22 protein-coding genes and 5 tRNA genes are annotated in these 23,902 nt (G+C 28.8%); 8 read left to right on the forward strand and 19 right to left on the reverse strand.

The annotated features are described in order from the left end of the window. Positions 1–4: 4 nt before the first annotated feature. Positions 5–946 (reverse strand): ABC transporter permease, encoded by a 942-nt coding sequence (locus CLTEP_RS02290; protein ID WP_066822025.1) that lies wholly within the window; start codon positions 944–946, stop codon positions 5–7. A 225-nt stretch (positions 947–1,171) separates the two neighbouring features. Here CLTEP_RS02290 and CLTEP_RS02295 point away from each other — a divergent pair, with 225 nt between their 5' ends. The 6 genes from CLTEP_RS02295 to CLTEP_RS02320 all read left to right on the forward strand — a co-directional run bounded on the left by CLTEP_RS02295 (position 1,172) and on the right by CLTEP_RS02320 (position 6,494). Beyond that, positions 1,172–2,128 (forward strand): AAA family ATPase, encoded by a 957-nt coding sequence (locus tag CLTEP_RS02295; protein WP_084364562.1) that lies wholly within the window; start codon positions 1,172–1,174, stop codon positions 2,126–2,128. Positions 2,129–2,140: 12 nt separating this feature from the next. Further along, positions 2,141–3,262 (forward strand): DUF58 domain-containing protein, encoded by a 1,122-nt coding sequence (locus tag CLTEP_RS02300; RefSeq protein WP_066822027.1) that lies wholly within the window; start codon positions 2,141–2,143, stop codon positions 3,260–3,262. Then, entirely contained in the window at positions 3,259–4,482 is a 1,224-nt protein-coding gene (locus CLTEP_RS02305; protein WP_066822029.1) for a hypothetical protein, read from the forward strand. The genes CLTEP_RS02300 and CLTEP_RS02305 overlap by 4 nt, the downstream gene beginning before the upstream one ends. A gap of 139 nt (positions 4,483–4,621) precedes the next feature. After that, entirely contained in the window at positions 4,622–4,990 is a 369-nt protein-coding gene (locus tag CLTEP_RS02310; RefSeq protein ID WP_066822030.1) for a GntR family transcriptional regulator, read from the forward strand. Between the two features lie 2 nt (positions 4,991–4,992). Next, on the forward strand, positions 4,993–5,691 hold the full coding sequence (locus CLTEP_RS02315; RefSeq protein WP_066822032.1) for an ABC transporter ATP-binding protein: 699 nt from the start codon (positions 4,993–4,995) through the stop codon (positions 5,689–5,691). A 14-nt stretch (positions 5,692–5,705) separates the two neighbouring features. After that, entirely contained in the window at positions 5,706–6,494 is a 789-nt protein-coding gene (locus tag CLTEP_RS02320; RefSeq protein WP_066822035.1) for a hypothetical protein, read from the forward strand. 201 nt (positions 6,495–6,695) lie between these two features. Here the strand turns inward: CLTEP_RS02320 and CLTEP_RS02325 are convergent, their stop codons facing one another. The 8 genes from CLTEP_RS02325 to CLTEP_RS02360 all read right to left on the reverse strand — a co-directional run bounded on the left by CLTEP_RS02325 (position 6,696) and on the right by CLTEP_RS02360 (position 16,770). Further along, the gene (locus CLTEP_RS02325) at positions 6,696–9,935 is read right to left on the reverse strand and encodes a DEAD/DEAH box helicase (protein ID WP_066822038.1); all 3,240 of its coding nucleotides are present in this window, start codon (positions 9,933–9,935) and stop codon (positions 6,696–6,698) included. 108 nt (positions 9,936–10,043) lie between these two features. Then, positions 10,044–10,493 carry a flavodoxin domain-containing protein gene (locus CLTEP_RS02330; RefSeq protein ID WP_066822040.1) on the reverse strand — a complete coding sequence of 150 codons (450 nt, stop codon included), beginning with the start codon at positions 10,491–10,493 and terminating at the stop codon, positions 10,044–10,046. A 134-nt stretch (positions 10,494–10,627) separates the two neighbouring features. Beyond that, on the reverse strand, positions 10,628–11,119 hold the full coding sequence (locus CLTEP_RS02335; RefSeq protein ID WP_066822043.1) for a hypothetical protein: 492 nt from the start codon (positions 11,117–11,119) through the stop codon (positions 10,628–10,630). 199 nt (positions 11,120–11,318) lie between these two features. After that, the gene (locus CLTEP_RS02340; RefSeq protein ID WP_066822045.1) at positions 11,319–13,082 is read right to left on the reverse strand and encodes a DUF4153 domain-containing protein; all 1,764 of its coding nucleotides are present in this window, start codon (positions 13,080–13,082) and stop codon (positions 11,319–11,321) included. A 31-nt stretch (positions 13,083–13,113) separates the two neighbouring features. Further along, positions 13,114–13,488, reverse strand: coding sequence for a DUF2500 domain-containing protein (locus CLTEP_RS02345; protein WP_066822047.1), 375 nt, complete (start codon positions 13,486–13,488; stop codon positions 13,114–13,116). A 145-nt stretch (positions 13,489–13,633) separates the two neighbouring features. Further along, positions 13,634–14,341, reverse strand: coding sequence for an MBL fold metallo-hydrolase (locus CLTEP_RS02350; RefSeq protein WP_066822050.1), 708 nt, complete (start codon positions 14,339–14,341; stop codon positions 13,634–13,636). A gap of 121 nt (positions 14,342–14,462) precedes the next feature. Then, complete coding sequence (locus CLTEP_RS02355) at positions 14,463–15,158, reverse strand: hypothetical protein (RefSeq protein WP_066822053.1); 696 nt, start codon at positions 15,156–15,158, stop codon at positions 14,463–14,465. Between the two features lie 442 nt (positions 15,159–15,600). Then, positions 15,601–16,770 carry a hypothetical protein gene (locus tag CLTEP_RS02360; RefSeq protein ID WP_066822056.1) on the reverse strand — a complete coding sequence of 390 codons (1,170 nt, stop codon included), beginning with the start codon at positions 16,768–16,770 and terminating at the stop codon, positions 15,601–15,603. Between the two features lie 260 nt (positions 16,771–17,030). Here CLTEP_RS02360 and CLTEP_RS02365 point away from each other — a divergent pair, with 260 nt between their 5' ends. Together CLTEP_RS02365 and CLTEP_RS02370 are read left to right on the forward strand one after the other, a co-directional pair. After that, a complete protein-coding gene (locus tag CLTEP_RS02365) occupies positions 17,031–17,909 on the forward strand; it encodes a hypothetical protein (protein ID WP_066822059.1) in 879 nt (292 codons plus the stop codon). A gap of 30 nt (positions 17,910–17,939) precedes the next feature. Then, positions 17,940–18,302: an NUDIX domain-containing protein gene (locus tag CLTEP_RS02370; protein ID WP_153016262.1), complete on the forward strand. Its 363-nt coding sequence runs from the start codon at positions 17,940–17,942 to the stop codon at positions 18,300–18,302. An 18-nt stretch (positions 18,303–18,320) separates the two neighbouring features. Here the strand turns inward: CLTEP_RS02370 and CLTEP_RS02375 are convergent. The 10 genes from CLTEP_RS02375 to CLTEP_RS02420 all read right to left on the reverse strand — a co-directional run bounded on the left by CLTEP_RS02375 (position 18,321) and on the right by CLTEP_RS02420 (position 23,901). Then, positions 18,321–18,394 (reverse strand) — tRNA-Cys (locus tag CLTEP_RS02375). A 3-nt stretch (positions 18,395–18,397) separates the two neighbouring features. Then, positions 18,398–18,473 (reverse strand) — tRNA-Gly (locus CLTEP_RS02380). A 48-nt stretch (positions 18,474–18,521) separates the two neighbouring features. Further along, a tRNA-Phe gene (locus CLTEP_RS02385) sits at positions 18,522–18,597 on the reverse strand. 17 nt (positions 18,598–18,614) lie between these two features. Next, positions 18,615–18,690: transfer RNA gene (locus tag CLTEP_RS02390), tRNA-Val, on the reverse strand. A 102-nt stretch (positions 18,691–18,792) separates the two neighbouring features. Then, complete coding sequence (gene hslO / locus CLTEP_RS02395; protein ID WP_066822071.1) at positions 18,793–19,683, reverse strand: Hsp33 family molecular chaperone HslO; 891 nt, start codon at positions 19,681–19,683, stop codon at positions 18,793–18,795. A gap of 15 nt (positions 19,684–19,698) precedes the next feature. Beyond that, the gene (locus CLTEP_RS02400; protein ID WP_066822074.1) at positions 19,699–20,445 is read right to left on the reverse strand and encodes a class I SAM-dependent DNA methyltransferase; all 747 of its coding nucleotides are present in this window, start codon (positions 20,443–20,445) and stop codon (positions 19,699–19,701) included. 111 nt (positions 20,446–20,556) lie between these two features. Beyond that, positions 20,557–20,799 carry an alpha/beta-type small acid-soluble spore protein gene (locus tag CLTEP_RS02405; protein ID WP_066822077.1) on the reverse strand — a complete coding sequence of 81 codons (243 nt, stop codon included), beginning with the start codon at positions 20,797–20,799 and terminating at the stop codon, positions 20,557–20,559. Positions 20,800–21,036: 237 nt separating this feature from the next. Further along, positions 21,037–21,112 (reverse strand) — tRNA-Gly (locus tag CLTEP_RS02410). Positions 21,113–21,907: 795 nt separating this feature from the next. Further along, entirely contained in the window at positions 21,908–22,876 is a 969-nt protein-coding gene (locus CLTEP_RS02415; protein ID WP_066822079.1) for an ABC transporter ATP-binding protein, read from the reverse strand. After that, positions 22,876–23,901 carry an ABC transporter ATP-binding protein gene (locus CLTEP_RS02420; RefSeq protein ID WP_066822081.1) on the reverse strand — a complete coding sequence of 342 codons (1,026 nt, stop codon included), beginning with the start codon at positions 23,899–23,901 and terminating at the stop codon, positions 22,876–22,878. Before CLTEP_RS02420 ends, CLTEP_RS02415 begins: the two co-directional genes overlap by 1 nt. Position 23,902: the final 1 nt, after the last annotated feature.

Here is a 23,902-nt window from a genome sequence, read left to right on the forward strand (position 1 = left end):
AAATTTATCTGTTATATCTAACTCTAGGATCGATTATCGCATACAAAATATCAATAAAATAATTAATTAAAAGTGTAAAAATCACAACAAAAAATGTAAGAGATAGCATTAACCAATATTGTCTTCTCAAAATTACAATATACATTGCATATCCAATACCCCAATATCCTAAAACAATTTCCATAGTTATAGATGATGATATCATTACTATAAGAGTATTACCCATATGTGTAATTATTGGAATAAGAGCATTCCTAAGTCCATGCCTATACAAAACAATTTTTTCTTTTAGACCCTTTGATCTAGCAGTTCTTATATAATCTTTATTTATTATATCAATTATGCTCGTCCTAACATATCTTAACGATCCAGAACAAGTTACTAAAACCAGTGTAGTAACCATAGCTAAGTACATAGTGAATTTTGTTTTAGGTATAGGTGTTAAATAAGCAGTATCAGAATATACCTGAGAAATTTTAGCACCATAATTTACAAACAATCCAATTAGCAATGCAGCCATAAACTCAGGTATACATGAAAATATAGAAATAAACACTCTTATAATTCTATCAAATATTCCATTCACATGACATGCAGCTATCATTCCTAAAGGAATGGAAATAATAAAGCTTAATAAAAATGCAGCTGAATATGATATTAAAGAATTCTTTATGGCTCTTTTTAACATAGGTTTATAATCATTTCCCCATGCATCATGTCCAAATTCACCATTAATGGTACTCTTTAGCCAATATCCAAATTGAACTATCTTTGGATCATTGAGGTGAAGCTGTTCTCTTAACTGATGTTTTACTTTGGGATCCATTCCTATACTAGCACTCAAACAATCACCTGGAAGAGCAGCAAACATTATTCCCAATATCAACAATATTCCAAAAAAAATCGGTATCAAACTTAAAGTTCTCTTTAGTAAATAAGATTTCATACAAATCATCTCCTCAAAATACATTACAAAATACATTACAAAATACATTATAGAAACATATCTCCTTATATTTTACCATATTTCATTAAATTTACATTGAATATTCTGTAAGATACATATTACATTTTTGTAAGACACACCTTACAAAAACGTAATTATAATTTACAAGATAAAATAATCATTACCAATTTCAAATATGTTATAATCATACATGAGGTGATAAATATGGATATTAGTATTGATATTAATAAATTTGTAAACTTAAAAGATAAAATAAATAAAAGTGTATCAGAGGTCATTATAGGAAAAGAAAATATAATTGATTTGATAACAATAAGCTTCATATGTGGTGGACATGTTCTCCTCGAAGATGTTCCTGGACTGGGTAAAACACTTCTTGTAAAATCATTTTCAAATACTTTAGGATGTAACTTTAAAAGAATACAGTTTACACCTGATCTTTTACCGTCGGATTTAACAGGAATTAACTTCTATAATCAAAAAAGTTTAAATTTTGAATTCAGGAAAGGTCCTCTTTTCTCAAATATTGTTCTAGCAGATGAAATCAACAGAGCCACTCCAAGAACACAATCAAGTTTACTAGAAGCTATGGAAGAAAAGCAAATAACAGTTGATGGAGAAACAAGAAAATTATCAGAACCTTTTATGGTATTAGCTACTCAAAATCCAGTAGAATCCTTCGGTACTTTTCCTCTCCCTGAAGCACAACTAGATAGATTCTTTATGAGAATAAGCATTGGGTATCCTACTCGCAGTGAAGAAATAGCCATAATTCAAAGATTTAAAGAAGGAAATCCTGTAGAACACTTAAAAAGCATTGTAACAGAAGATGAAATAAAATATGTTAAATATAATTTCTGTAAGGTAAATGCTTCTCAAGATATTCTTCAATACATTATGGATATAGTTGAAGCAACAAGAAATACTCAATTATTCGAATTAGGTGTCAGCCCAAGAGGAACACTTGCATTATTTAAAGCCAGTCAAGCATGTGCTGCTATAAATGGAAGGGATTACATTATACCTGAAGATGTTAAAAAAATGGCATTATATGTACTGAATCATAGAGTAATAAATAAAAAATATAATAAATTAGGCAATATATATTCTAGTATTCATGAACTTTTAAATACTGTCAATGCACCAGTAGAAGATATCTAAGGGGGTGCTTGTGTGTCATATTTTGTTCTTTTTTTGATTGTTGTAGCTTTAATATTCGACAGATTATCGCAAAAATTTGCCCTTTATAATTTAAATTCAAACAGGATAATAACAAAAAATTTAGTGGAAATTGGGGATGAATTCGACATTATTGTAACTTTAGAAAATAACAAAATACTTCCTGTTACATTTGTGCAATTTGTCGAAAAATTCCCTAAAGATATTGTTTATAAATTAAAAGCTAACATTACTAATGCCTCAGAGGAAATTTACCACACATCAACATTATCAGTATTACCTTTTCAAAGGGTACAAAGGAAATATAGAGTATACTTCACAAAACGAGGTAGATATTTTATGAATGACGTCGATTTAAAAGCAGGTGATTTCCTTGGCTTCAAAACATTTAGTAAAAAAATCAAATTTGATAATGAAATTATTGTTCTTCCAAAAAAAATAGCATTAAATAAACTCATAGAACCACGTGGTAGTACTAATGGTGATATTTCAGTTAAAAGATGGATTATGGATGACCCAACATTAATTGTTGGAATAAGAGAATATACCGGTTTTGAACCCCAAAAGAACATTCACTGGCCATCATCATTAAAATCTGGCAAGTTAATGGTAAAACAATTTGATTATACTTCTGATAATTCTGCAATGATTATTCTAAACATAGAAACATATAGACCTCTTTGGCTAAAAATAGACTCAAATAAAATCGAAAAATGTATTTCACTAGCTAGAACAATTATAGATGATTTTGAAGATGAAAATATTCCTTATGGTTTCATAACAAATGCTCAATCAGAAAATAACAAAGACATATCAAAAGAAGCCTATATATGTTCAAATCCTCAACACCATAATACAATATTAAAAAGTTTAGGTAAAATAGTATACAATGTTGAAATCTCCTTTAACGAATTATTAGATAATATTATAAATAGTTATTGCAATTGTGGAACATATGTAATCATAACACCCATTATATTTGAAGAAGACATAAATTATATAAATAATCTATCTAACCTAGAAAATAAAGTAATATTAATAACTCTCAGTGATAAAAATATCAATTATATATCAAATAATATATTAACATATGTCGAAGGTGGTAATATGCTATGAAAGAAAGATATTTCTTAAAAATATTAAGTAAATATTCATTTTTGTTTGGAATTTCTAATTATTTAATTTTTACTGGTAATAATTTCGTGCTAAGTTTACTTCTTTTCTTGTGGTTTATATTACTGGTTTTTACTTCATGCCTTCTCAAAGACAAAAAAACAAATTTTTTTATTCTACCATTGGTACTAATGTGTATTCCAGCATTATTTATGACTAAAATAAATGATATAATTCTGGTTGCAATTATAAGCATATTTTCTATTGTTTTTATTTTAAAAGATAGATACAAAGCAATTTATTATTCATCAAAAACTAGGCTATCTAAAGGTATATTCGTCGTATTTATAATATTTTTATTTTCTCATTTTGCCTATGATATTACAAGATTCGAAAATGTTTTACTCCCCTACTTTTTAGTTTATTTAGTATCATCAATAATTTTAGCAAAAAACACAAGAAACACTGTTTTAACCAATAAAAATAGAATAATTAATATTGTATCTTCTTTGTGTGTTTTATCAATAGTGTTCATTTTAAGCATAAACAGCGTAAGGAAAACTCTCTTCCTTATGATAAGTAAATTTATTTCACTATTAGAGTATTTACTCATATATATTGTGTTGCTCATATTAAAATTATTGCATTTAGACAAATTCTATCCAAAATTCGACTCGAAAACTTATAAGGCTGATTACCACACCGGTTTTAAACATAATAAAATCATACAGAATCATCACAACACAGTTATTTTCAACTATATTTTATTAACTATTGCTATTATATTGATAATATTTTTGATAATAAAAATAATTAAAATAATCAAGAATCTACAAAAAAATCATATTTTAAGCAATTCACCAGAAGAGTATATTGAAACCTCTGAGTTCATTTTTAATTTAGATATTCTTAAACATAAGAATAATTTAATTAATACTCTCAAAAAGAATATTTTTCCTAAAAATAATCGCAATAAAATTAGACATTATTATTATAAATATATGAAAAAGTGTATAAAAGAAAATATTTGTTTAAATAAAAGTGATACATCTTATGATATAAATAAAAAATCTAAAAATATTTTTGACTTAAATGTAATTGACAGCATGAGAAAAATTTATATAAAAATCAGATATACGAATTCTGCTGTAACTGATACTGATGTTGCCAAATTCATTGACCAATATAATAAACTTCATGTTAATAGGAAATCAAACAACTGAACTCTTCAATGCGGAGCCCTATTCCACATGAATCAAAATATTTAATATCTTACTTATAATACCAAAAAAACTGTTGACATTACCAATGTATTAGTGTACTATATGTATAGTACACTAATACATCAAGAGAGGTGATAAATTGAACATTGAATTTAACAATATAGAACCTATTTATATTCAAATAGTTAATTACATTAAGGGACAAATAGCTTCAAACAAAATCAAAGGAGGAGATAAATTGCCATCTGTAAGAGAACTTTCTCTTAAAATAAAGGTTAATCCCAATACTATACAAAGGGCATATGCAGAACTAGAAAGAGAAGGATTAACCTACACTCAAAGAGGAATGGGTAAGTTTGTTACTAAAGATGAAAATGCAATAAAATCATTAAAAATAGATATGGGTAAAGATATTCTTTCTAATTTTATTAAAGAAATGAAACATTTAGGCTTTGACAAAAATGAAATACTTGAAATGATTTCTAATGAATATAAGCAGGAGGGATAAAAATGGATTACGTATTGCAAACAAGGGATTTATGTAAAAATTACGGTAAAAAAATAGCACTTACTAAACTAAATTTAAAATTAGAAAAAGGGAAAATATTAGGATTGCTAGGTCCAAATGGTAGTGGCAAAACAACATTGATAAAGATAATAACAGGTCTATTAAGAGAATCTAGTGGACAAATTTTAGTATCTGGAATGAAACCTGGTGTTGAAAGCAAAAAAATCGTTTCATACCTTCCTGATAAAAATTATATATACAAATGGATGAAAATAGAGGATGCAGTACAATTATTTAAGGATTTCTATGATGATTTTGATGAAAACAAAATGAATGAACTTCTTAAATTCATGAAACTTGATAAAAATATGAAAGTAACATCATTATCAAAAGGAATGACTGAGAAGTTAAATCTAAGCTTGGTTTTATCTAGACGAGCAAAGCTTTATGTATTAGATGAACCTATCGCAGGGGTAGATCCTGTTGCAAGGGAAAAAATATTAGATGCTATAATAAACAATTATGCTGAAAACAGCTCTATGATAATAACAACTCATTTGGTTAAAGATATTGAAAGAATTTTTGATGATGTTGCATTCATATCCTATGGACGCATTATTAAAGAGGGAAATGCAGAAGAACTCAGAATTCAAAATAATAAATCTATAGATGAAATATACAGAGAAATATTTGCAGAGTAAAAGGGGGAAATATAATGGGTAAGCTTCTCAAATACGAATTTAAAGGAAATTTCAAACTTTTTTTTGGTGTTTTTATTTCAGCAATATTATTATGTCTTGCATTACTAGTTGGAGTTGATAATGGTGAATTAAGATTCAGCCTTGGAATATTGATTTGGTTTGCAGTATATGTAATACTTTTAATATTCAGTATAAGTAGTTTTAAAAATGAGCTTTATGAAGAAAGAGGATACCTAACATTCACACTCCCTGTTAGTGGTAGAAAATTTTTAGCAAGCAAGATGATTGTTGCTTTTGTATGGTTTGCATTTTGTTATATATTATCTATAATTTCTATTGATATGATAGCTAAAAATTCATTATCACAGAACATACTATCGCTACTAAAAAATTTACTTTATTCTAAATCATTTATGATTGTATCAATATTTTCAAGTTTGTTACATATATTCACTTTTATTCTAATGATATATTTTTCTATTACAATAACAAGAATTGGCTTAAAATCTGGTAAATTAAGCGGTTTTGTGGCATTTATAGCATTTTTAATATTGAACTTCATTATAATTCGATTGCAAATGTTCATCATAAATATTTCACCTTATAGTTTATCATTTAAATCTGATAGTTTGCAAATGTTGTCTGGTTCAGTATTTAGTATTTCATTTAACAATAATTCTCTTATTTCAATTAGTCATGGAGTGGTGCAACTGAATATTGCTGGAACTATATTCAGTATATTAATTTTTGTAGGTATGTTCATTGCAACTTCTTATTTGATTGAAAATAAAATAGATTTGTAAAAATTAATGCACCCAAACAGGGTGCATTATTATCATATATTTACTTAAAGCGTATGTTAATAAATACGATTATGTTAACAATGGCTCTTACATTATTAACATATATTCACTTAAAACTCATTCAAGTAAATAGTAACCCCCTTTATATTGCATCTTTGACTTGTTATTTTCTTTCAAATGCCTTAATTTTCATATACCCAATTACATTTTTAGAAGTTCCATAATATCTTTTTCACTCATTTTTGTTATCAATGTTTCATTTTGTTTAATTACAGCATCAATTATTTTCTTCTTTTTCTGCTGGAGTTCAAAAATCTTCTCCTCTATTGTTCCTTTTGTAATAATCTTCATTACCTGTACAACATTCTTTTGCCCTATTCTATAAGCCCTATCTGTTGCCTGTTCCTCAACTGCTGGATTCCACCATGGATCAAAATGTATTACAACATCAGCTCCAGTAAGGTTAAGCCCTGTACCTCCAGCTTTTAGTGATATCAAAAATATGCTTCCCTTTCCCTTATTAAAATCCTCTACAAGTTTGCCTCTATCTTTAGATTTTGTTGAACCATCTAAATACATAAAATCAATATTTTTCTCTAAAAGCATATCCTTTATTATAGATAACATACCTGTGAATTGAGAAAATAAGAGTATTCTGTGACCACTTTCTAATGACTCATCAATAATTTCAGATAAAAGATTTAATTTTCCACTTTCTCCATCATATTCATCAATAAATAACGAAGGATGACAACAAAGTTGCCTAAGCCTTGTCAATGCTGCTAAAATCTTAATTTGACTTTTTTCAAACCCTTTTTCTGCTATCTCCTGTTCTAATTCGCCTCTTATTTTATTTAAATATGCAACATATATTTTTTTCTGTTCTTTAGTAAGTTCTGCCATCAATTTATGTTCTATTTTATTAGGCAATTCCTTTAATACATCTTTTTTAAATCTTCTAAGAATAAATGGACGTATAAACCTCCTTAATTCTTCAGCCGCTTTATTATCCTGATCTTTCACAATAGGTTTTTCAAACTTTGAAACAAATTTCTTATGATTTGAAAGATAACCTTCCATCAAAAAATCAAATATAGACCAAAGTTCCGTGAGTGAATTTTCTATAGGAGTGCCTGTTAAAGCAAATCGCCCCTTTGCATTTATCTTTTTTACAGATTTAGCATTTTGCGATTGAGGATTCTTTATGTACTGTGCTTCATCCAAGATGCAAAATCTAAAATTAATATCCTTATAATAATCTATATCTCTTCTTATTAATGGATATGACGTTATTACCAAGTCATAATCGTTAACATGATTTAACGCTTCAATCCTTTCATTCTTGTTTCCTGAAATCATAAGTGCACTAAGCTGAGGTGTAAATTTCTCAACTTCAGCATACCAATTGTATACTAATGAAGTTGGTACTACAATAAGGCTTGGTGCACAACCTTTTTCATTCTTTTCAGAAAGAATAAACGTCAATACTTGTAATGTTTTTCCAAGACCCATGTCATCTGCTAAAATACCACCAAAACCGTAGCAAGATAATGTTTTAAGCCATTTAAATCCAAATTTTTGATAATCTCTAAGAGTAGCATTTAATTCTTCTGGAACAGAATAATCAATATCTCCAGGCTCTCTAATGTTTTGAACCAATTCCTTAAATTGAAGATTCCTCTTAATATTCATTTTACCTGTATTCTTTATTTTTTCATCTAAATATAATGCTTTATATTTAGGTATATTTGCAACTTTATCTTCAAAATCTTCAACATTTATATCTAATCCTTCAATTATGTCACTTATTGCCCTCATCTCAGGAACATCAAAAGGTATAAATGTTCCATCCTTAAGCTTCAAATACCTTTTTTTCTCTTTAAAAGACATTAATACTTCCTTGATTTCATCATCAGAAATTCCATCTATACTAAAACTAAATTCTAACATATCATTTTCTTTATTCAACCTAATTCCACTTTTAAATGATGATGCATCCTTAATTTTAGTATTTTTAAAAGTATCAGAATAAAATACATCCGCACAATTTTGAATTTTAGGTAGTGTATAATACAAAAAATCAAATATATAATCATCATTTTCAAGATATATATGACCATTTAAAACTTTAAATCCAACTTCTTCTATTATTTTAAGAAGTTTGGCTTCTCCCTCCATATCTCTTACTAATATTCTTTCATCTCCAGTAACATTTTTCTCATCATGTAAAAATGGATTTATCATTATATCTCCATATACAAATTTGACTTTTGCTACTAAATTATCATTTTCCATATCAAAATAAATCTCTCGTTTTAAATCAGGTTTATATATTAAAGCTTCAACTTCTTCATCAATACTTACATCACCAATTTTTTTAACTAATGGATATATCTCTGACACAAAAGTTTCTTTATACATATCTGGAATAACAATTGCTTTCTGCCTGTTACGTTTTAATTCATTATAAAATGGTATAAAATTCTGCTTCTGTTCATATGGCAAATTATATATTTCATTTTGAAAAAAAACATATTCTCCATCATTAACAAGAGGAACAATATCACCACTACAATTCATTTTTAATAGCAAATCATTATCAGCTTTATCAACAGTAAAATCAATTGGCAACATTGCTTGCTTTATTCTAATATTAGAATATGATTTATTTAATATCATCGCGTTAAACGGTCTGTCACCCAACATATTAAAAAATTTTTTTGTTAAACTGTCAGTAAGAAAAACTTTATTTCTAGAAAAATGACTATTTGCATAATACCTATTTGTATATGGCACTATATATTCTTCATTCTCATAAATTTCCTTTAGCATTTCTAATATAGGTCCATCTTCATCCTTAAACACGTGTATTCTAGGATCGAATGTAAACTTTTTACCATAATATATTGGTTCACCTGATACAATACTCCCTAAAAAATTTCTCATACTTTTTACTTTATATAACCTACTCTCACCAATAGACAAACTAACATATGAATGTTTTCCAACACTGTGCTCATACTCATCGCTATCATACCCATAAGTTATTTCAATATTAAGAGCTATTTTATCATAAACATACCTATTTCTAAAATGATTAATAATGCTTTCAACAGTATATTTATTCATAAGCTTATCAAACTCTCCATGTGCATCTCTATCAGCTATTTCAAGCAACACCGCAACTATATGTTTACAATTTCCCCAATACTTACTATATGCAGGGCAATTACATTGTGCACTTAAAAATTTCCCATCAAAAGTAAAATTCGCAAAAACCAAATAATCCATTGTCCCTGATACAAGTGCTGATACATAGTTATCATTTGGTTCATATTTTATATATTTTATTCTATTTTTTAGTTTGTATTCTTTTCCTCTCATAAAAATAACATCACTCACACAACGTTCTTTAATATATTCTTCTGTTAAATTAAACATATTTCACCTCAACAAATAACTATTCTATGCAGTATTATACATCAAATCAGTGCAATATAGTAGTAAATTCATCATTTTTTTGCTATTCCCCACGATAAATTTATATTCTTATTCCATTATTTTCACTATATTCTTAGCCCAAATTCTTGATTTAGCATATTCCTCTTCATTAGGATGGTTTTTCCTGATAAATTTAAAACCATTTCCATAACATTCAAAGTACTCATTTAACACATGATGCTCCTTATTTAATAAAATATTTTTGCAATTATTTATAGCCGTTTCTATGCTTTTGCCTCTTCCAAACCATGTAGCAAAAAAAACAACAGCTTTTACATTTCGATTACTAAAATTCTTTACAAATTTTATAACGTTTTTGTGCAATCTACCAGCATATACTCCGCTACCTATAAAAACAATATCAACACCTTCTAAATCAATGTCATTAGTATTATTTTTGTTTAAATTAATTGCTTGGCAACTTAATTCATCTGCAATACAATGAGCAATTTTTTCAGTATTTCCTGTTAGACTTGAGTAAATAACTAATGATTTCATTTTAACACCTCTTTCTCTCAAAATTTTTAGTACTAATTTTTTAGCATAAATATTTTTGTAACCACTTTGGTATCTGCCAAACTAATCTAGTTCAATAGTACAATTCATAAATAATAATCATTTCTAAATCAAAATTAAAATGTGCTGACAAATGAACCTCTTATATAACCAAATCTATCATCTGTAGTTATCTTAATAATTTTAAAATGCCATCCAATTTTTTTTACATATACACGTTCAGTTACAGCATATCTTTTACCATTATTAATGATGTTAGCACCAATTAGTATAACAAAGCTCTTGTTTTTCTTATCGTAACAAATATAATCATATTTACTATTCACAGGTATTATCCAATGGTTTGCTTCGAGCCGCTGTTGAATTTTATATCCATTATTATTGCTTAATGATTGATAAGCTTTATTATAATCAGTTTTAGATAAATCAATTAATTCTAATGTTCCTCTATAATCTCTATTCATTAGTCTATTATAGTAAGAATTGACAAGTGAAATAATTTCCGTCTTTTCTTTATTATCTAATTTAATATTCATATTTGATTTATACATACACAATAGCAAACTACATACAATTAATAGTACAATCCCCAGTACTCTCTTTCTCATATACAAATCATCTCCATTACAATGTAATAATTATAATGCTCATTCATATTAACTATTTATTATAATTATAACATATTATGCCATAGAAATGCACATTAACCCATTCATTTTCTTCATCAACTATCATTTCATTAATCTTCATTTATATAAAAAAAAGATTAGTAAAAAAACTACTAATCTTTTTATAGATTCACTATTATCAATATTTTTTATCATGTATTTTAATAAATAAATAAAAATCTAAATCATTAATATTTATTTCATTTGTAGTTTTATCTTCAAAGCCATGAATATGCTTAAACACATAAAGAACATTTACTTCTTCAGTTTGATCATAAATTGTCATTTCATTCATTTTCATTTGATTTTTCTCTCTATACTTTTTACGCAATTCTTTTGATAAATCTTTTACATTTCTACTATAGATTAATTTACCTTGCTTGTATATTTTGAGTTCCATTTTTGGGAAAGTATATACAACACTAAGCTCCTCTTTAGAAGGATTTTTGTTTGTATAATTATTGCTTGAAATATAAGTAAAATAATCAAAGTTCTTAATATCTAAGAATTCACCATTTTCCAAAGCATAATAATTAAAGTATTCTTTATCTCTTTTATTATTATATGTGTGTAATTGAAAACCAAAAACATCTTTCATTTGACTTATTTTAAAATCCTTAGGCAGATATTTCAAATCCTTCAAATCATGATACTTGTTAAAATACAAAATTATACCGCTGATTTCTTTCTTATCTGTTTCAGATAAATCTTTATTTAGCTTGATTATTGAATCATTCTTAATCATATCATTCTTTTTTAGTATTTTTTCAAACCTTATGTTTTGACTAAGCTTCGAAACAGAATAACAACTCCAGGGTCCCGATACAGATAATATCGAAATTAAAGCCAAAGATATAGGCAGAATTATATTTCTTGTGTGCTTCGCAAAAATAAAATATATCATACATCCAGTTACCCATAACCCAGCTATAATAACGAAATACCTATTTTCTGTTATACCATATGCCTTAATTCGAATAATCATTGAAACAAACATCATTCCTAAAAGAGGAATAATAGCTATGGTAAAATAAGAAATAAAAGTTTTTGCCCACTTATTCATTTTACGTAATGGATAAATAAAGAATATTATAATTGTACTAATTATTGAATACCAAAGAACTAGCTTTGAAACAATGCCTTTAGGCCATTGTCTTGTTACAAGTATTTTCATAAAATATGCATATAATATAGTGGAGTAAGCAACTATAATCGGTACCAAAATATAAATCAAAAGAACTTTTAAAGCTTTTGGATAGTTATCAGCATTAAACTTCTTATCATATTCAGGTATATCAGCCAAGAAAAATGCTGGTGCAAAAATTCCTGCAACGATAAGCATACTATCAAAGTATACTTTTTCTGATATATTTATTGAAAAAAGTGATTTTATTGTGAAGAGCATAGCAATAAAACCTGTGTAAATTATCATTGAAAACAAATATGTTATGAAAAAACTTTTGAATAGTTCAATGATGTAAAGTTCAAAGTATTCTCTCTTATAGAAATATGGTATGAATGCAAAAATGCAATAAAAACAAATACTGAAAGCTATATATCTTGACACAGATACTTTACTTAAGTCCTGAAGTAATAAAAAGAAGTATAGTATTAGCCCTCCAATTGCACCTGCATAAATCAATACTTTTGTTCTTTTCTTTAATGATGATATTTTTTCAAAGAGAACTCTAACACTAAGAAACACTGGAATCCCTAAGGCTAAAATCAAACAAATTCTTCTAAGTATTTCACTTGTTGATTCTTGTAAAAATCTAGCATGATTCATAAATATAATTATAAACACAATAGTAGCCACCAATACTATAGCTTCAGGAAAACGCTTTAAACTCAATAGAAGTTTTTTAATTATGCTCCTACAAAATAAAATAATCCTTTCAATCATGTAATATCTCCTTCCGGATTAAAAACATTTATTATCTAAATATTTCTCTTTCAAATTTTTTATACCATTCACCTTGATAAGTTAATAATCCAATATCACCTTCTGCTAAAAGTCCATATTCTTTTCCGCTTAAAATAAGCTCTATTCTTTGACCAGCATCTGTTTCAAATGTTACATAGTATCTAGTACGAGAAGAATTGTGAGTATGATTATCACCACTCATAGAACTATTTCTTATCACTTCTGTTCTTTTAGATACAATACGTGCATGCTCACTTAAAATCGGTGAAGTAGCATTTCTATAATAATTTTTCGCAGTAGCTATAATTGAAAATATAATTACTCCCAATATTATAGCAAAAAAAATCATAAAGATTGGTGGGAATCCACCCATAAAAAATCTCATTACAAAATCCTCCCCATAATAATTATGCTTTATTTTAATTTAATATATACTAATACTATAACTAAAACATATGAATTTCTATAGTTTTCAAATTTATTTTTAGTTTTTAAAATTTATTTTTATCTTTACTTTCCTTAATTCTATATCAATAAATTTCTATAATTTCTTTGTAGTCAACATACATTTTTTTTAAATCATCATTACTATACTCCGTATTACCATGTGAAGGAATGTATTTATTGCAATTTAAATCTATCAATTTTAGCCACGAATTCTCAGTTTCCTGCGATGCAATATTCATAGATTTTGCAAACGGTTTCTTTGTCATCCCTCCCAAAGCATCTCCAATTATTCCGACATCATCTATAATAATTGAAATCGATCCTATTGAATGACCAGGTGTACTAATTATTTTGCCATCAATCCCATATTGAGCTAAATCAAAACTATCCTCAATCAAAATATCGGGATTTATACTGGTGAAAAAATGTTTTGCTTTTTTGCACTTGTTAATTTTTGCACCAGTCGAATGTCCACATTCAAGTAAAGGAGATGAAATCCCCGCTATCAAATATTTAGCTTCTTTTTCGTGAATAATAACTAGAGGGTTATACTTTTCTTTTATAGCCGCTACATTTTCTACATGATCATAGTGTGCATGAGTTAAAATTAAAGCATTTAACTTTCCATTCTTCAGAAACTTATCAATATTTCTTGTAATAGTTTCCCATCTCTTTTTAATTCCTGTATCAACTAGAATATTACACCCTTTAGATGATATCAATAATGGACTATTCCCAGACATTATTCTGATTATTTTTATTTTACTTGAATTATAAATATATTTACCCATTACATCAGCCTCCGGATGATACTTTAACGCTTTTGATACTCACAATTATACTATGTTTTATATTATCTGAGTTTCCTTCTTTACAATATATTTATTTTCTTTAATACAAATAAATGGTTTATTACCTTTTTTTTATTTTTCTAAGACCCCTTTTTTTCGCTTCCATTGATTCATTTATGTGAACCATATGGTGACGTGTAACTGGCATAAGTAATACCCCTGCTACTGTCTTTTTCCCCCAAAAATCAATAAGCCATATAGCAGCCTCATCATTTGCTACTGCACCCAATTCAATAATTTTTTCAAGTCCGAGTTCAGAAACTTTTCTCTTTAAATCAGCGTATTCAAGCCTATGAACTATTTCTCGAGTTTTTCTCCCAACTGCTTTTCTATAATCCCTCAAAGCTTGCATATCAATTGTCTGACTGAACTTCAATATTTCATTCTCATCTAATGCATTGCCTGTATCATAAATTGAAGAATTTATCCTCTTAAGCCAATTTTCTTGGTCAATTACCTGTTTTTCACCATCTACGAGAATATTCATTGTAATATCTTCAATACGTGTCGAATGCCACATTCCATATGCAACTGTTCGCCCTTTTTTATTCTGACCTGTACGAAACGTTATTTCATCCATGCCTTCCCATAGCTCATCTTCAAATGTTATACAATCAATTCCCGATACATCCGAAGAATGTATCCTAGCATGTTGATCCAAAAATAAATTAATAGCACTATCAAATGTTGACTTCTTTTTTAGTAATTCTCGAAGCCTTTTATGATTTTCGTTCCATGTTGCTCTTGTATATTCCATTGTTATCCCCCTCCATATTATTCACATAATATTAATTAATACTAAAAATAATTCAGCCTTTTTAAATAATTTTATAATTTATTTCTACATTAAAAAATACATAAAATATTTTACTTTCCATATCAAACATATAAACATAGTTGGTTTAATAATAATTTTCTTTATAAAAATAAACATGCTGTATCACCTTTTTTACGCAACTTTTTCTATTATCGAAAAATATCTCGTATTTACTTTCATAATATATCCTATTTCAATAATATTATTGTTAATTTTGTAATTATTTATAATTCGTTACTATCAATAATATTCTACAAAGATCATCATTTTCCTTTTGTTAAATAAAAACCAAATAAAAAGCCCATTTTGTATTTTATACATATTCATCACTCATTTAAAAATCCAGCATTTTCTGCTGGATTTTTAAATTACTTTCACATTATTAATTTCCTTTTAACATATTTTGATACTCTATCCTTAACTTTTCAAGAGTATATACTTCCTTTTCATAAGTTAAAATTAGTCTTCTCTTGGACTCTAACATCATGAAATGAGTTGCTCCTCCATCTAAATTTAATGACTCCATTCTAGCTAGTGAAGCCCTTTCATTACTTATTCGACTATTAAGCATTTTAATTCTTATATCAATATTTCCTATTAATGCTCTTATGGTACTTGGACTAGGATTCTTACCTTTATCATCTTTTATTTGAAAAGTATTAGTTTGATTAGATGAATAATTATCGTAAAATTTATCCATATCATTTGATTGTTTATTAGAGTTAGTATTCATACTATTGACAATATCATTTAATTTATTGTAAAAATCATCTGTATCATCTTGATAGTTATAAGAATTGTTATTCATGCTATTCATTATATTGTTCAATTTATTACAAAAATTCTCTGTATCATCTGCATAATCATATGAAATATTATTGACACTGTTCAGTAGATCATATAATTCATTATAGAAATTATCTGTACTATCAGTATAATTATTAATATTATCTGCTAAATCATTCAATTCTTTTAATGCCTTATAAAAATTATCTGTGTTATCAGTATCATCATTAGTATAATTTAGCAAATCATGAAAATCATCTAGATTCTCTACATAATCATTATCTTGTATATTATCCTCTGCATCTTCAAAATTACAAAATCTATAATAATAGCACTTTCCAGCATCATCATAAATATATAAAGTTACTATTTCATCATCGAGTAAGCTAGATAATTTATAATATTTATCACCATGTTTTTCATCATAGCAATATAAATACATTACTCTGCCATCATTAATGTAATCAGATAATTTGTACTCACAGTAATCTCCATTATCATCGTAATAATATAAATATATTGAACCGTCATCACCAATGCATCTAGATAATTTATAATAATAATCCCCATCATCGTAATAATATAAATAAACAGTTCCTTCATCATCAATATAAAAAACATTTTTATATTCATCAACTAAATAAAAGTTACTCATCTCATAACAATCTTTATTATCTGATGCTAAAACATAATTATATTGAAAAACAGCAAATAAAAGAGTTAGTAAAAAAACAATAACGAAAATCAAACTTTTTTTCTTAATCATATTTAATAATCACCTCTTAATTTAATATGTACAATTTATTATATAGTAATATTTTGTTAATTGTGAGCTATTTTTGAAACTACTATTGTTGTATCATCTGAAAAGCAACAAAGATTGTTTGTTTTACTTCCAATTTTCACAAGAGACCAAACACTTTACAAAAATGAAGCACAGTTTATATTGATATTGTTTTGAAATTTTTGCAGAATTTGTTGATATAAACAATATATTAAAGTATACTATATATGCGGAGTGTATATATGGCTAACGAATCAATATTAGAATCTGAAGCTATATTTATGGGAGGATATAAAATGAAGAAAAGTATATTAGTTTTGACTTCTTTTTTTGTAATATTTTCATTAATAGGATGTTCATCTACAAATTCAATAAATAAAATCGACAATACAAAAACTGTTATATTAAAGGATAAAAGTGATAATGATTCATCAACTATTTCAAATAAGGATAAAAATAGTGATTATTTGAGTGAAGGTAGTGTAACTGGTGGAGAAGTAACAGATGGTAGAAAATTAACCGAAATAAGATGGGCAGTACATGATGATTATGAAAGGATATTACTAGAATTTGGTAATGATAAGGTAGTTCCATGTTTTATTGTTCAGTACAATAAATATCCTTATTCTTTTGTTTTTCAACTAAATGGCACAAGAGAATTTAGTGCTGATTTTCCAAACATAACAAATTCAAATTTAATATCCAAATTTTATCACATCGTGACGTGTGATGATTGTACAAGACGATTTGGAGTAATATTAAAAAAACCTGTAGAATTTAAGGTGCATGAGTATAAAGATCCTGCAAGGATTGTTGTAAATATAAGGAAAACTAATAAAAACGCTAAGGATTTAACAAAGGTGTATTCTCTAAGAACAGAATCTTACGAGGATCTTAGTGAAAAAATTTGTCATATTGAAGAAGATTTAATGTATGATGAAGAAGGTAAAGAAGAAAGTAAAAATGTACGTATATTAATTGATCAACATGATAAATATTTTGTTGAGGAAGGATATTACAACACTAGAGAAGAAGCAGAAAAAAGAAAGAAGGAGCTTGAACAAAAAAGTAAAGATTATAAATTGATTATTAAGGAAGTAACGGTAGATGAAAATAATTAATTGGAAAAATTTACACCCCTGGGGTGAAAGGTGGAAAAGATAATGCCTGACTATAAATTATATAATATGTACATGGTCTACAATAAAAAAAATAATAAGGTATTAGTTCAAGATAAAGTTGCAGATGATGGATGGGGAGGTATAACATTTCCTGGTGGGCATATAGAGTTTGGTGAAAGTTTCATTGAGTCAGCTATTCGAGGGGTCAAAGAAGAAACGGGGTTTGATGTAACTGATTTAGAATATGCAGGAATTATTAATTACTACAATACAGATAACAGCGAAAGATGGATGTGTTTTCTTTATACTTGTAATGAACTACCTCCACTTACTTCATTGAAGTTGGAGCTTCTTTTTATAAAAAAAGAACTGCTCACTAATCACTTAGTGTAACAGTTCCTTCACCTTTATTGGAGGCGCCACCCGGATTTGAACCGGGGGTAAAGGCTTTGCAGGCCTCTGCCTTACCACTTGGCCATAGCGCCACATGGAGCGGAAAACGGGACTCAAACCCGCGACCTCCACCTTGGCAAGGTGGCATTCTATCAACTGAACTATTTCCGCATTATCAATACCATTCCTACTTAAATACACGAATCAAATGCGCAAAACTGGTGGCTGGACCAGGAATCGAACCAGGGACACGAGGATTTTCAGTCCTCTGCTCTACCGACTGAGCTATCCAGCCGAATAACCTTAGAAAAATGGTGGGCACAACAGGGCTCGAACCTGTGACCCCTTGCTTGTAAGGCAAGTGCTCTCCCAGCTGAGCTATGCGCCCACTACTAAACACCAAATTAAAACCAAGTGCAATATTATAATATAAGATTTATTCAAAAATGTCAATACATTTTGCTAATAAATTTGCAAAACAAATCAAAAATTATTTTGATTTGTTTACATGATCAATTAGAATAGCTATGTCCTCATTAGTAAATATATATTTCTTACCACAAAATTGACATGTTATTTCTTCATTCTTGCCTTCTCTATATATATTGCTTAATTCTTCCTTTCCAATACTTATCAAAGCTTTTTCAACCTTATCACGTGAACAATCGCATCTATATTTAGGAATGAGAGAATCATGAATTTTTAGATCCATATCATCAAATAACAACTCTAGTATTTCTTGAATACTCTTGCCATCACTTATTAAACTTGTAATTGAAGGTATCTCTTGCAACCTGTATGTAACAATATCCGCAAGCATCTCATCTGCTCCCGGCATCATCTGAATTATAAATCCACCTGCCGCTTTAATACTCAAATCCTTGTCAACAAGCACTCCTAATCCAACAGCTGAAGGTGTTTGCTCAGACACAGTATAATAATAAGCTATATCATCTCCTACCTCTCCAGTATAAATAGGTACTTGCCCTACATAAGGCTTTTTGAGTCCCAAATCCCTTATAACTAGCAGATTACCGTTTTTACCAATCGCTCCTCCAACATCTAATTTACCCTTATCATTTGGTAGCAAATCTACAAGTGGATTACCTATATACCCTTTTACACTTGCATCAGCATGTGATGTAACGGTAATTCCCTTCGCTTTTCCACCACCATCTATTTTGATAGTCACACTATCATTCTCAGATTTCAACATCGCTCCCATCAAACACCCTGCTATCAACATTCTACCTAAAGCAGCCGATGCTGTAGCAGCACAATTATGTATTTTCGTGGCTTCATTTACCATTTCAGTAGTAATCCCTGCTATTATTCTTATATCTCCATTATGTGCAGTCGCTCTTACAATACTATCACTCATTTTATCTCCTCCATACTATACTACTTTTTTCTTTACTACATAAACTATTCTTTCAGTTTTATTTGAAATAGGTATGTTTTCATATTCATCAAAAATACCAACTATATCGAATCCTATACTTATAAGTGCTTCTCTTATATCTTTATCCTTATACACTCTTTCAACATGAACTTCATCAAATCTATTGTAGGTATGTCCACTCTTTATAAAAAAGGTTAAGTACATTTCCAAAATATCTTTTTCCAAAATATTTTCCCATATATAAACAACATCGTTATCATCATACGTAAAAACATTATTTCCCAATATATTGGTTAATTTATATTCCGAATTTATATCAAAAATAAATATACCATTGTCTTTCAAATGTGAATATACACCTCTAAAATAATCCAAGAGGTTATCAAATTCAGTAATATAATTTGTCGAATCTAAACAACATGTTATAAGATCAAAACTGTGATTCAGCTGCAATCTTGAAATATCCTGACAAATAAATTTTGCATTTAAACATTTATGCCTAATCTTACTTTCTGCTCTAGTCAACATCTCTGATGATAAATCTACTACCCAAGTTCGAGTAAAATATTCGCATAATTCATAGCTTAAATTACCCGTTCCACAAGCCAAATCCAAATAATCTTCCATAGCAACATCATGCAATTTACAATGCTCTAATATAACACTTGACCACTTTTTATAGTCTATATCACTATATATTAACTTATCATATACTTCTGCCATTTCATTATAACACTGCATACACGCTCTCCAATCCATTCAAATATCACTCTGCTTTTATTTTAACTAACAACAACTGCACAGTAAAGATTATACCACAATTTTATTTAACAAACTTTTTTTTCTGAATTTTTATTCTATATCTTTATTTCTCGGTAACTTTAATTCCTTTTTTCGCTTGGTCATCAATCCACCAATTCTACCAGTTTCCTCAGCTGTCAATCCTCCCCAACCATATTTGTCAACCTTTTCGGCTAATCCTAGTTCTTGTGCAATCTCATATTTCAATTTTTCTCTTAATTTTTCCATTTCATTTAATTCTCTATTTGATTTTAATTTAGCTTTTATTACTTTTTTAAGTGGTGTTTTACCCATAGCAATTCCTCCCCAGTAAATAATATAATCGATATTATAATTATTTACAAAGTAAGGAATAATTATTCCATTTGTTTTACTTTAGCCAAATAATCACTTTGGATTTAAGAAAACCACTCAAAATATTTCATTACTTATTTTATCATTTACATCTATTTTTTTCTTTTCTCTCTTTTTTAGTTTTTACTACAATGAATGAAAAAGGAATAAGTTTGAGTAATTCTCAAACTTATTCCTTGGAGCGGAAAACGGGACTCAAACCCGCGGCATCTACCTTGGGAAGGTAGTGCTCTATCAACTGAGCTATTTCCGCAAAATACACCCATAATCATATTATACCATATTATTTATTATTTTCAAGTATATACAGCACACAAAAAGCATTAATCCATAACGTGAAATTCACAAATATTTTAGAATGTAATTCCTTACCTATACTAGTTACAAATCTGTACTAGAAACTGGAGATTGGCGACTAAGACAAGGTTACCAATCGCCAATCACCAATCATAAATTCAGAGAATAGTGAATAAGGAATAGAGAATAGTAAAGGTGAAAATTGCTTCGCAATTTCTTTAATAGTAGATTGTCAGTTGGCTAGAGTGCTAGTGGCTAGTTGATTAAGAAATCGTTACGCGACTTCTTAATTGCAATTTGTCTATTGTAAATATATAGTAATCAAGTTACAAATCTGCTCTAGCAGACTGGCACTCTAGCAAACTTGATTTTCCCTAGCACCTTCTTTTCTCTCCTAGCACCTAGTACCCAGCACCTCAAACAGATACTAGCTCTCAAGTCACAAATATGTAATAAAAATTGGAGATTGGAAATTAACCCTATCACCTTTCTCCTAGCACCCATTACCTAATAAAACAAATACTGGCATGCAGATGTCAAATCTGTGTTAGCCCCCTAGCCCTCTAGTCCACTGGCAAATTTGATTTTCCCCAATCCCTTTTTTCCCCCTCCTAAAAAAGCAATGGCACAATCTCACCTCCGTTATAATAAACGGAAGTTTTCTTGTGCCGAGTCTATATATTTATAAAATTTTAATTTTTATACTACCATTCTGTTAAACATAATTTGCAACTAGTACACATCATCTATCTTAAAACAAATGACATGCAACAAAATGATCTTTTTCAATCTCTTTTAATTCTGGTGTTTTTTCATTACAAATAGGTTTTGCATATCTGCATCTGCTCGCAAATCTACATCCAGGTTTTGGATTGATCGGACTTGGTACTTCACCTTCAAGCTTAATCCTAGATTTACTTCTTTCGATTTTAGGATCTGGAATCGGTATAGCAGACATCAAAGCTTTCGTATATGGATGATGAGGATTATTGTATAATTCATTACTTGAAGCAAGTTCAACCATGTTTCCTAAATACATAACTCCAACTCTATCTGAAATATGCTTAACCATAGACAAATCATGTGCAATGAAAAGATACGTTAATCCAAATTCTCTCTGAAGCTTAATTAATAAATTAACAACTTGTGCTTGAATAGAAACATCAAGTGCAGATATTGGTTCATCACACACTATAAAATCTGGCTCAATCGCTAATGCACGAGCTATTCCTATTCTTTGTCTCTGTCCACCTGAAAATTCATGTGGAAATCTTGATGCATGCTCTTTATTTAATCCAACTAAATCCAATAATTCATAAATCCTATTAGTTCTTTCCTGACCACTGTACAAATTATGTATATCTATTCCCTCTCCAATTATATCTCCAACTGTCATTCTTGGGTTTAGTGAAGCATATGGATCCTGAAGAATAATCTGTGCTCTTCTTGCAAAAGCCTTCTTTTCTTTCTTGTTCAACTTATGAACATTAATACCATCAAATATAACTTCTCCACCTGTAGCTTGATACAATCCCATAACCGTTCTTCCACAAGTAGTCTTCCCACAACCTGATTCTCCTACAAGACCTAATGTTTCTCCCTTTCTTATATCAAAACTTACACCATCAACTGCTTTTAATATAGCATTAGGTCCCACTTTAAAATGCTTTTTTAAATCTCTAACCTCTATCAAAATGTCATTTTTCTTATTTTCAGCCATTATTCTATACCTCCCACTCTTAAAGCTTCAGGTAATTCAACTTTAGGTGCATATGGATGTTTAAGCCAACATGATACAGAATGAGTATCAGTTATCTTTGTTACTTCTGGCACAGCTTCCTTACAAATATCCATGCAATATTCACATCTAGCAGCAAATGGACATCCTACCGGTGGTTTTATCAAATCAGGAGGTGTTCCACCTAATGAATAAAGTTCTGCCTTATTTCCTGTACCTAATCTTGGTACTGACTGCAATAGTGCCCATGTATATGGATGCTGTGGATTATAGAATATTTCATCAGTAGTACCTCTTTCAATTATAGTTCCAGCATACATAACCTGTATTCTATGTGCAACATCAGCAACTACTCCTAAATCATGTGTTACAAGAATAACGGCTGTACCCAATTTTTTCTGAAGATCAGCTATCAAATCCATTATTTGTGCTTGTATTGTAACATCTAATGCCGTAGTAGGCTCATCTGCAATCAATATCTTAGGATTACATGCAAGAGCTATAGCAATCATTGCTCTCTGTCTCATACCACCCGAAAATTCATGAGGATACTGTCTAGCTCTCTTGGCAGGATTAGGAATACCTACCAATTCTAACATCTTTACAGCTTCCTTTAATGCTTCTGATTTATTCATTCCTCTATGGATTATTAAACTCTCTGCAATCTGCCTTCCAACTTTCATTGTTGGATTTAGAGAAGTCATAGGATCTTGGAATATCATTGATATATCTGCTCCTCTTAACTCTCTTAACTCTTTTTCAGACATATCAAGTACATTCTTACCATTAAATAATATTTTCGAACCTTCTTTTATTTCTCCTGGTGGTTCAGGAATCAATCTCATTAATGACTTTGATGTAACAGTCTTTCCGCAACCTGATTCACCAACAACCGCAAGAGTTTCACCCTTATTCAAGTGAAAGCTTACTCCTCTCACAGACTGAACCTCACCAGCATATGTATGAAAAGAAACTCTAAGATTTTCTACTTCTAGTATTTTTTCCATT

Origin of the sequence: Clostridium tepidiprofundi DSM 19306, assembly GCF_001594005.1 — a bacterium.
In the GTDB taxonomy this organism is placed as follows: Bacteria; Bacillota; Clostridia; order Clostridiales; family Clostridiaceae; genus Clostridium_AC; species Clostridium_AC tepidiprofundi.

Excerpts from the sequence above, each read along its gene's own strand:
- hslO (WP_066822071.1), bottom strand. The coding sequence starts at position 19,683 with ATGAGTGATAGTATTGTAAGAGCGACTGCACATAATGGAGATATAAGA.
- CLTEP_RS02340 (WP_066822045.1), bottom strand. The coding sequence starts at position 13,082 with ATGATTGAAAGGATTATTTTATTTTGTAGGAGCATAATTAAAAAACTT.
- CLTEP_RS02305 (WP_066822029.1), top strand. The coding sequence starts at position 3,259 with ATGAAAGAAAGATATTTCTTAAAAATATTAAGTAAATATTCATTTTTG.
- CLTEP_RS02295 (WP_084364562.1), top strand. The coding sequence starts at position 1,172 with ATGGATATTAGTATTGATATTAATAAATTTGTAAACTTAAAAGATAAA.
- CLTEP_RS02290 (WP_066822025.1), bottom strand. The coding sequence starts at position 946 with ATGAAATCTTATTTACTAAAGAGAACTTTAAGTTTGATACCGATTTTT.
- CLTEP_RS02315 (WP_066822032.1), top strand. The coding sequence starts at position 4,993 with ATGGATTACGTATTGCAAACAAGGGATTTATGTAAAAATTACGGTAAA.
- CLTEP_RS02400 (WP_066822074.1), bottom strand. The coding sequence starts at position 20,445 with ATGCAGTGTTATAATGAAATGGCAGAAGTATATGATAAGTTAATATAT.
- CLTEP_RS02415 (WP_066822079.1), bottom strand. The coding sequence starts at position 22,876 with ATGGCTGAAAATAAGAAAAATGACATTTTGATAGAGGTTAGAGATTTA.
- CLTEP_RS02345 (WP_066822047.1), bottom strand. The coding sequence starts at position 13,488 with ATGAGATTTTTTATGGGTGGATTCCCACCAATCTTTATGATTTTTTTT.
- CLTEP_RS02420 (WP_066822081.1), bottom strand. The coding sequence starts at position 23,901 with ATGGAAAAAATACTAGAAGTAGAAAATCTTAGAGTTTCTTTTCATACA.
- CLTEP_RS02355 (WP_066822053.1), bottom strand. The coding sequence starts at position 15,158 with ATGGAATATACAAGAGCAACATGGAACGAAAATCATAAAAGGCTTCGA.
- CLTEP_RS02320 (WP_066822035.1), top strand. The coding sequence starts at position 5,706 with ATGGGTAAGCTTCTCAAATACGAATTTAAAGGAAATTTCAAACTTTTT.
- CLTEP_RS02365 (WP_066822059.1), top strand. The coding sequence starts at position 17,031 with ATGGCTAACGAATCAATATTAGAATCTGAAGCTATATTTATGGGAGGA.
- CLTEP_RS02335 (WP_066822043.1), bottom strand. The coding sequence starts at position 11,119 with ATGAGAAAGAGAGTACTGGGGATTGTACTATTAATTGTATGTAGTTTG.
- CLTEP_RS02350 (WP_066822050.1), bottom strand. The coding sequence starts at position 14,341 with ATGGGTAAATATATTTATAATTCAAGTAAAATAAAAATAATCAGAATA.
- CLTEP_RS02325 (WP_066822038.1), bottom strand. The coding sequence starts at position 9,935 with ATGTTTAATTTAACAGAAGAATATATTAAAGAACGTTGTGTGAGTGAT.
- CLTEP_RS02405 (WP_066822077.1), bottom strand. The coding sequence starts at position 20,799 with ATGGGTAAAACACCACTTAAAAAAGTAATAAAAGCTAAATTAAAATCA.
- CLTEP_RS02360 (WP_066822056.1), bottom strand. The coding sequence starts at position 16,770 with ATGATTAAGAAAAAAAGTTTGATTTTCGTTATTGTTTTTTTACTAACT.
- CLTEP_RS02330 (WP_066822040.1), bottom strand. The coding sequence starts at position 10,493 with ATGAAATCATTAGTTATTTACTCAAGTCTAACAGGAAATACTGAAAAA.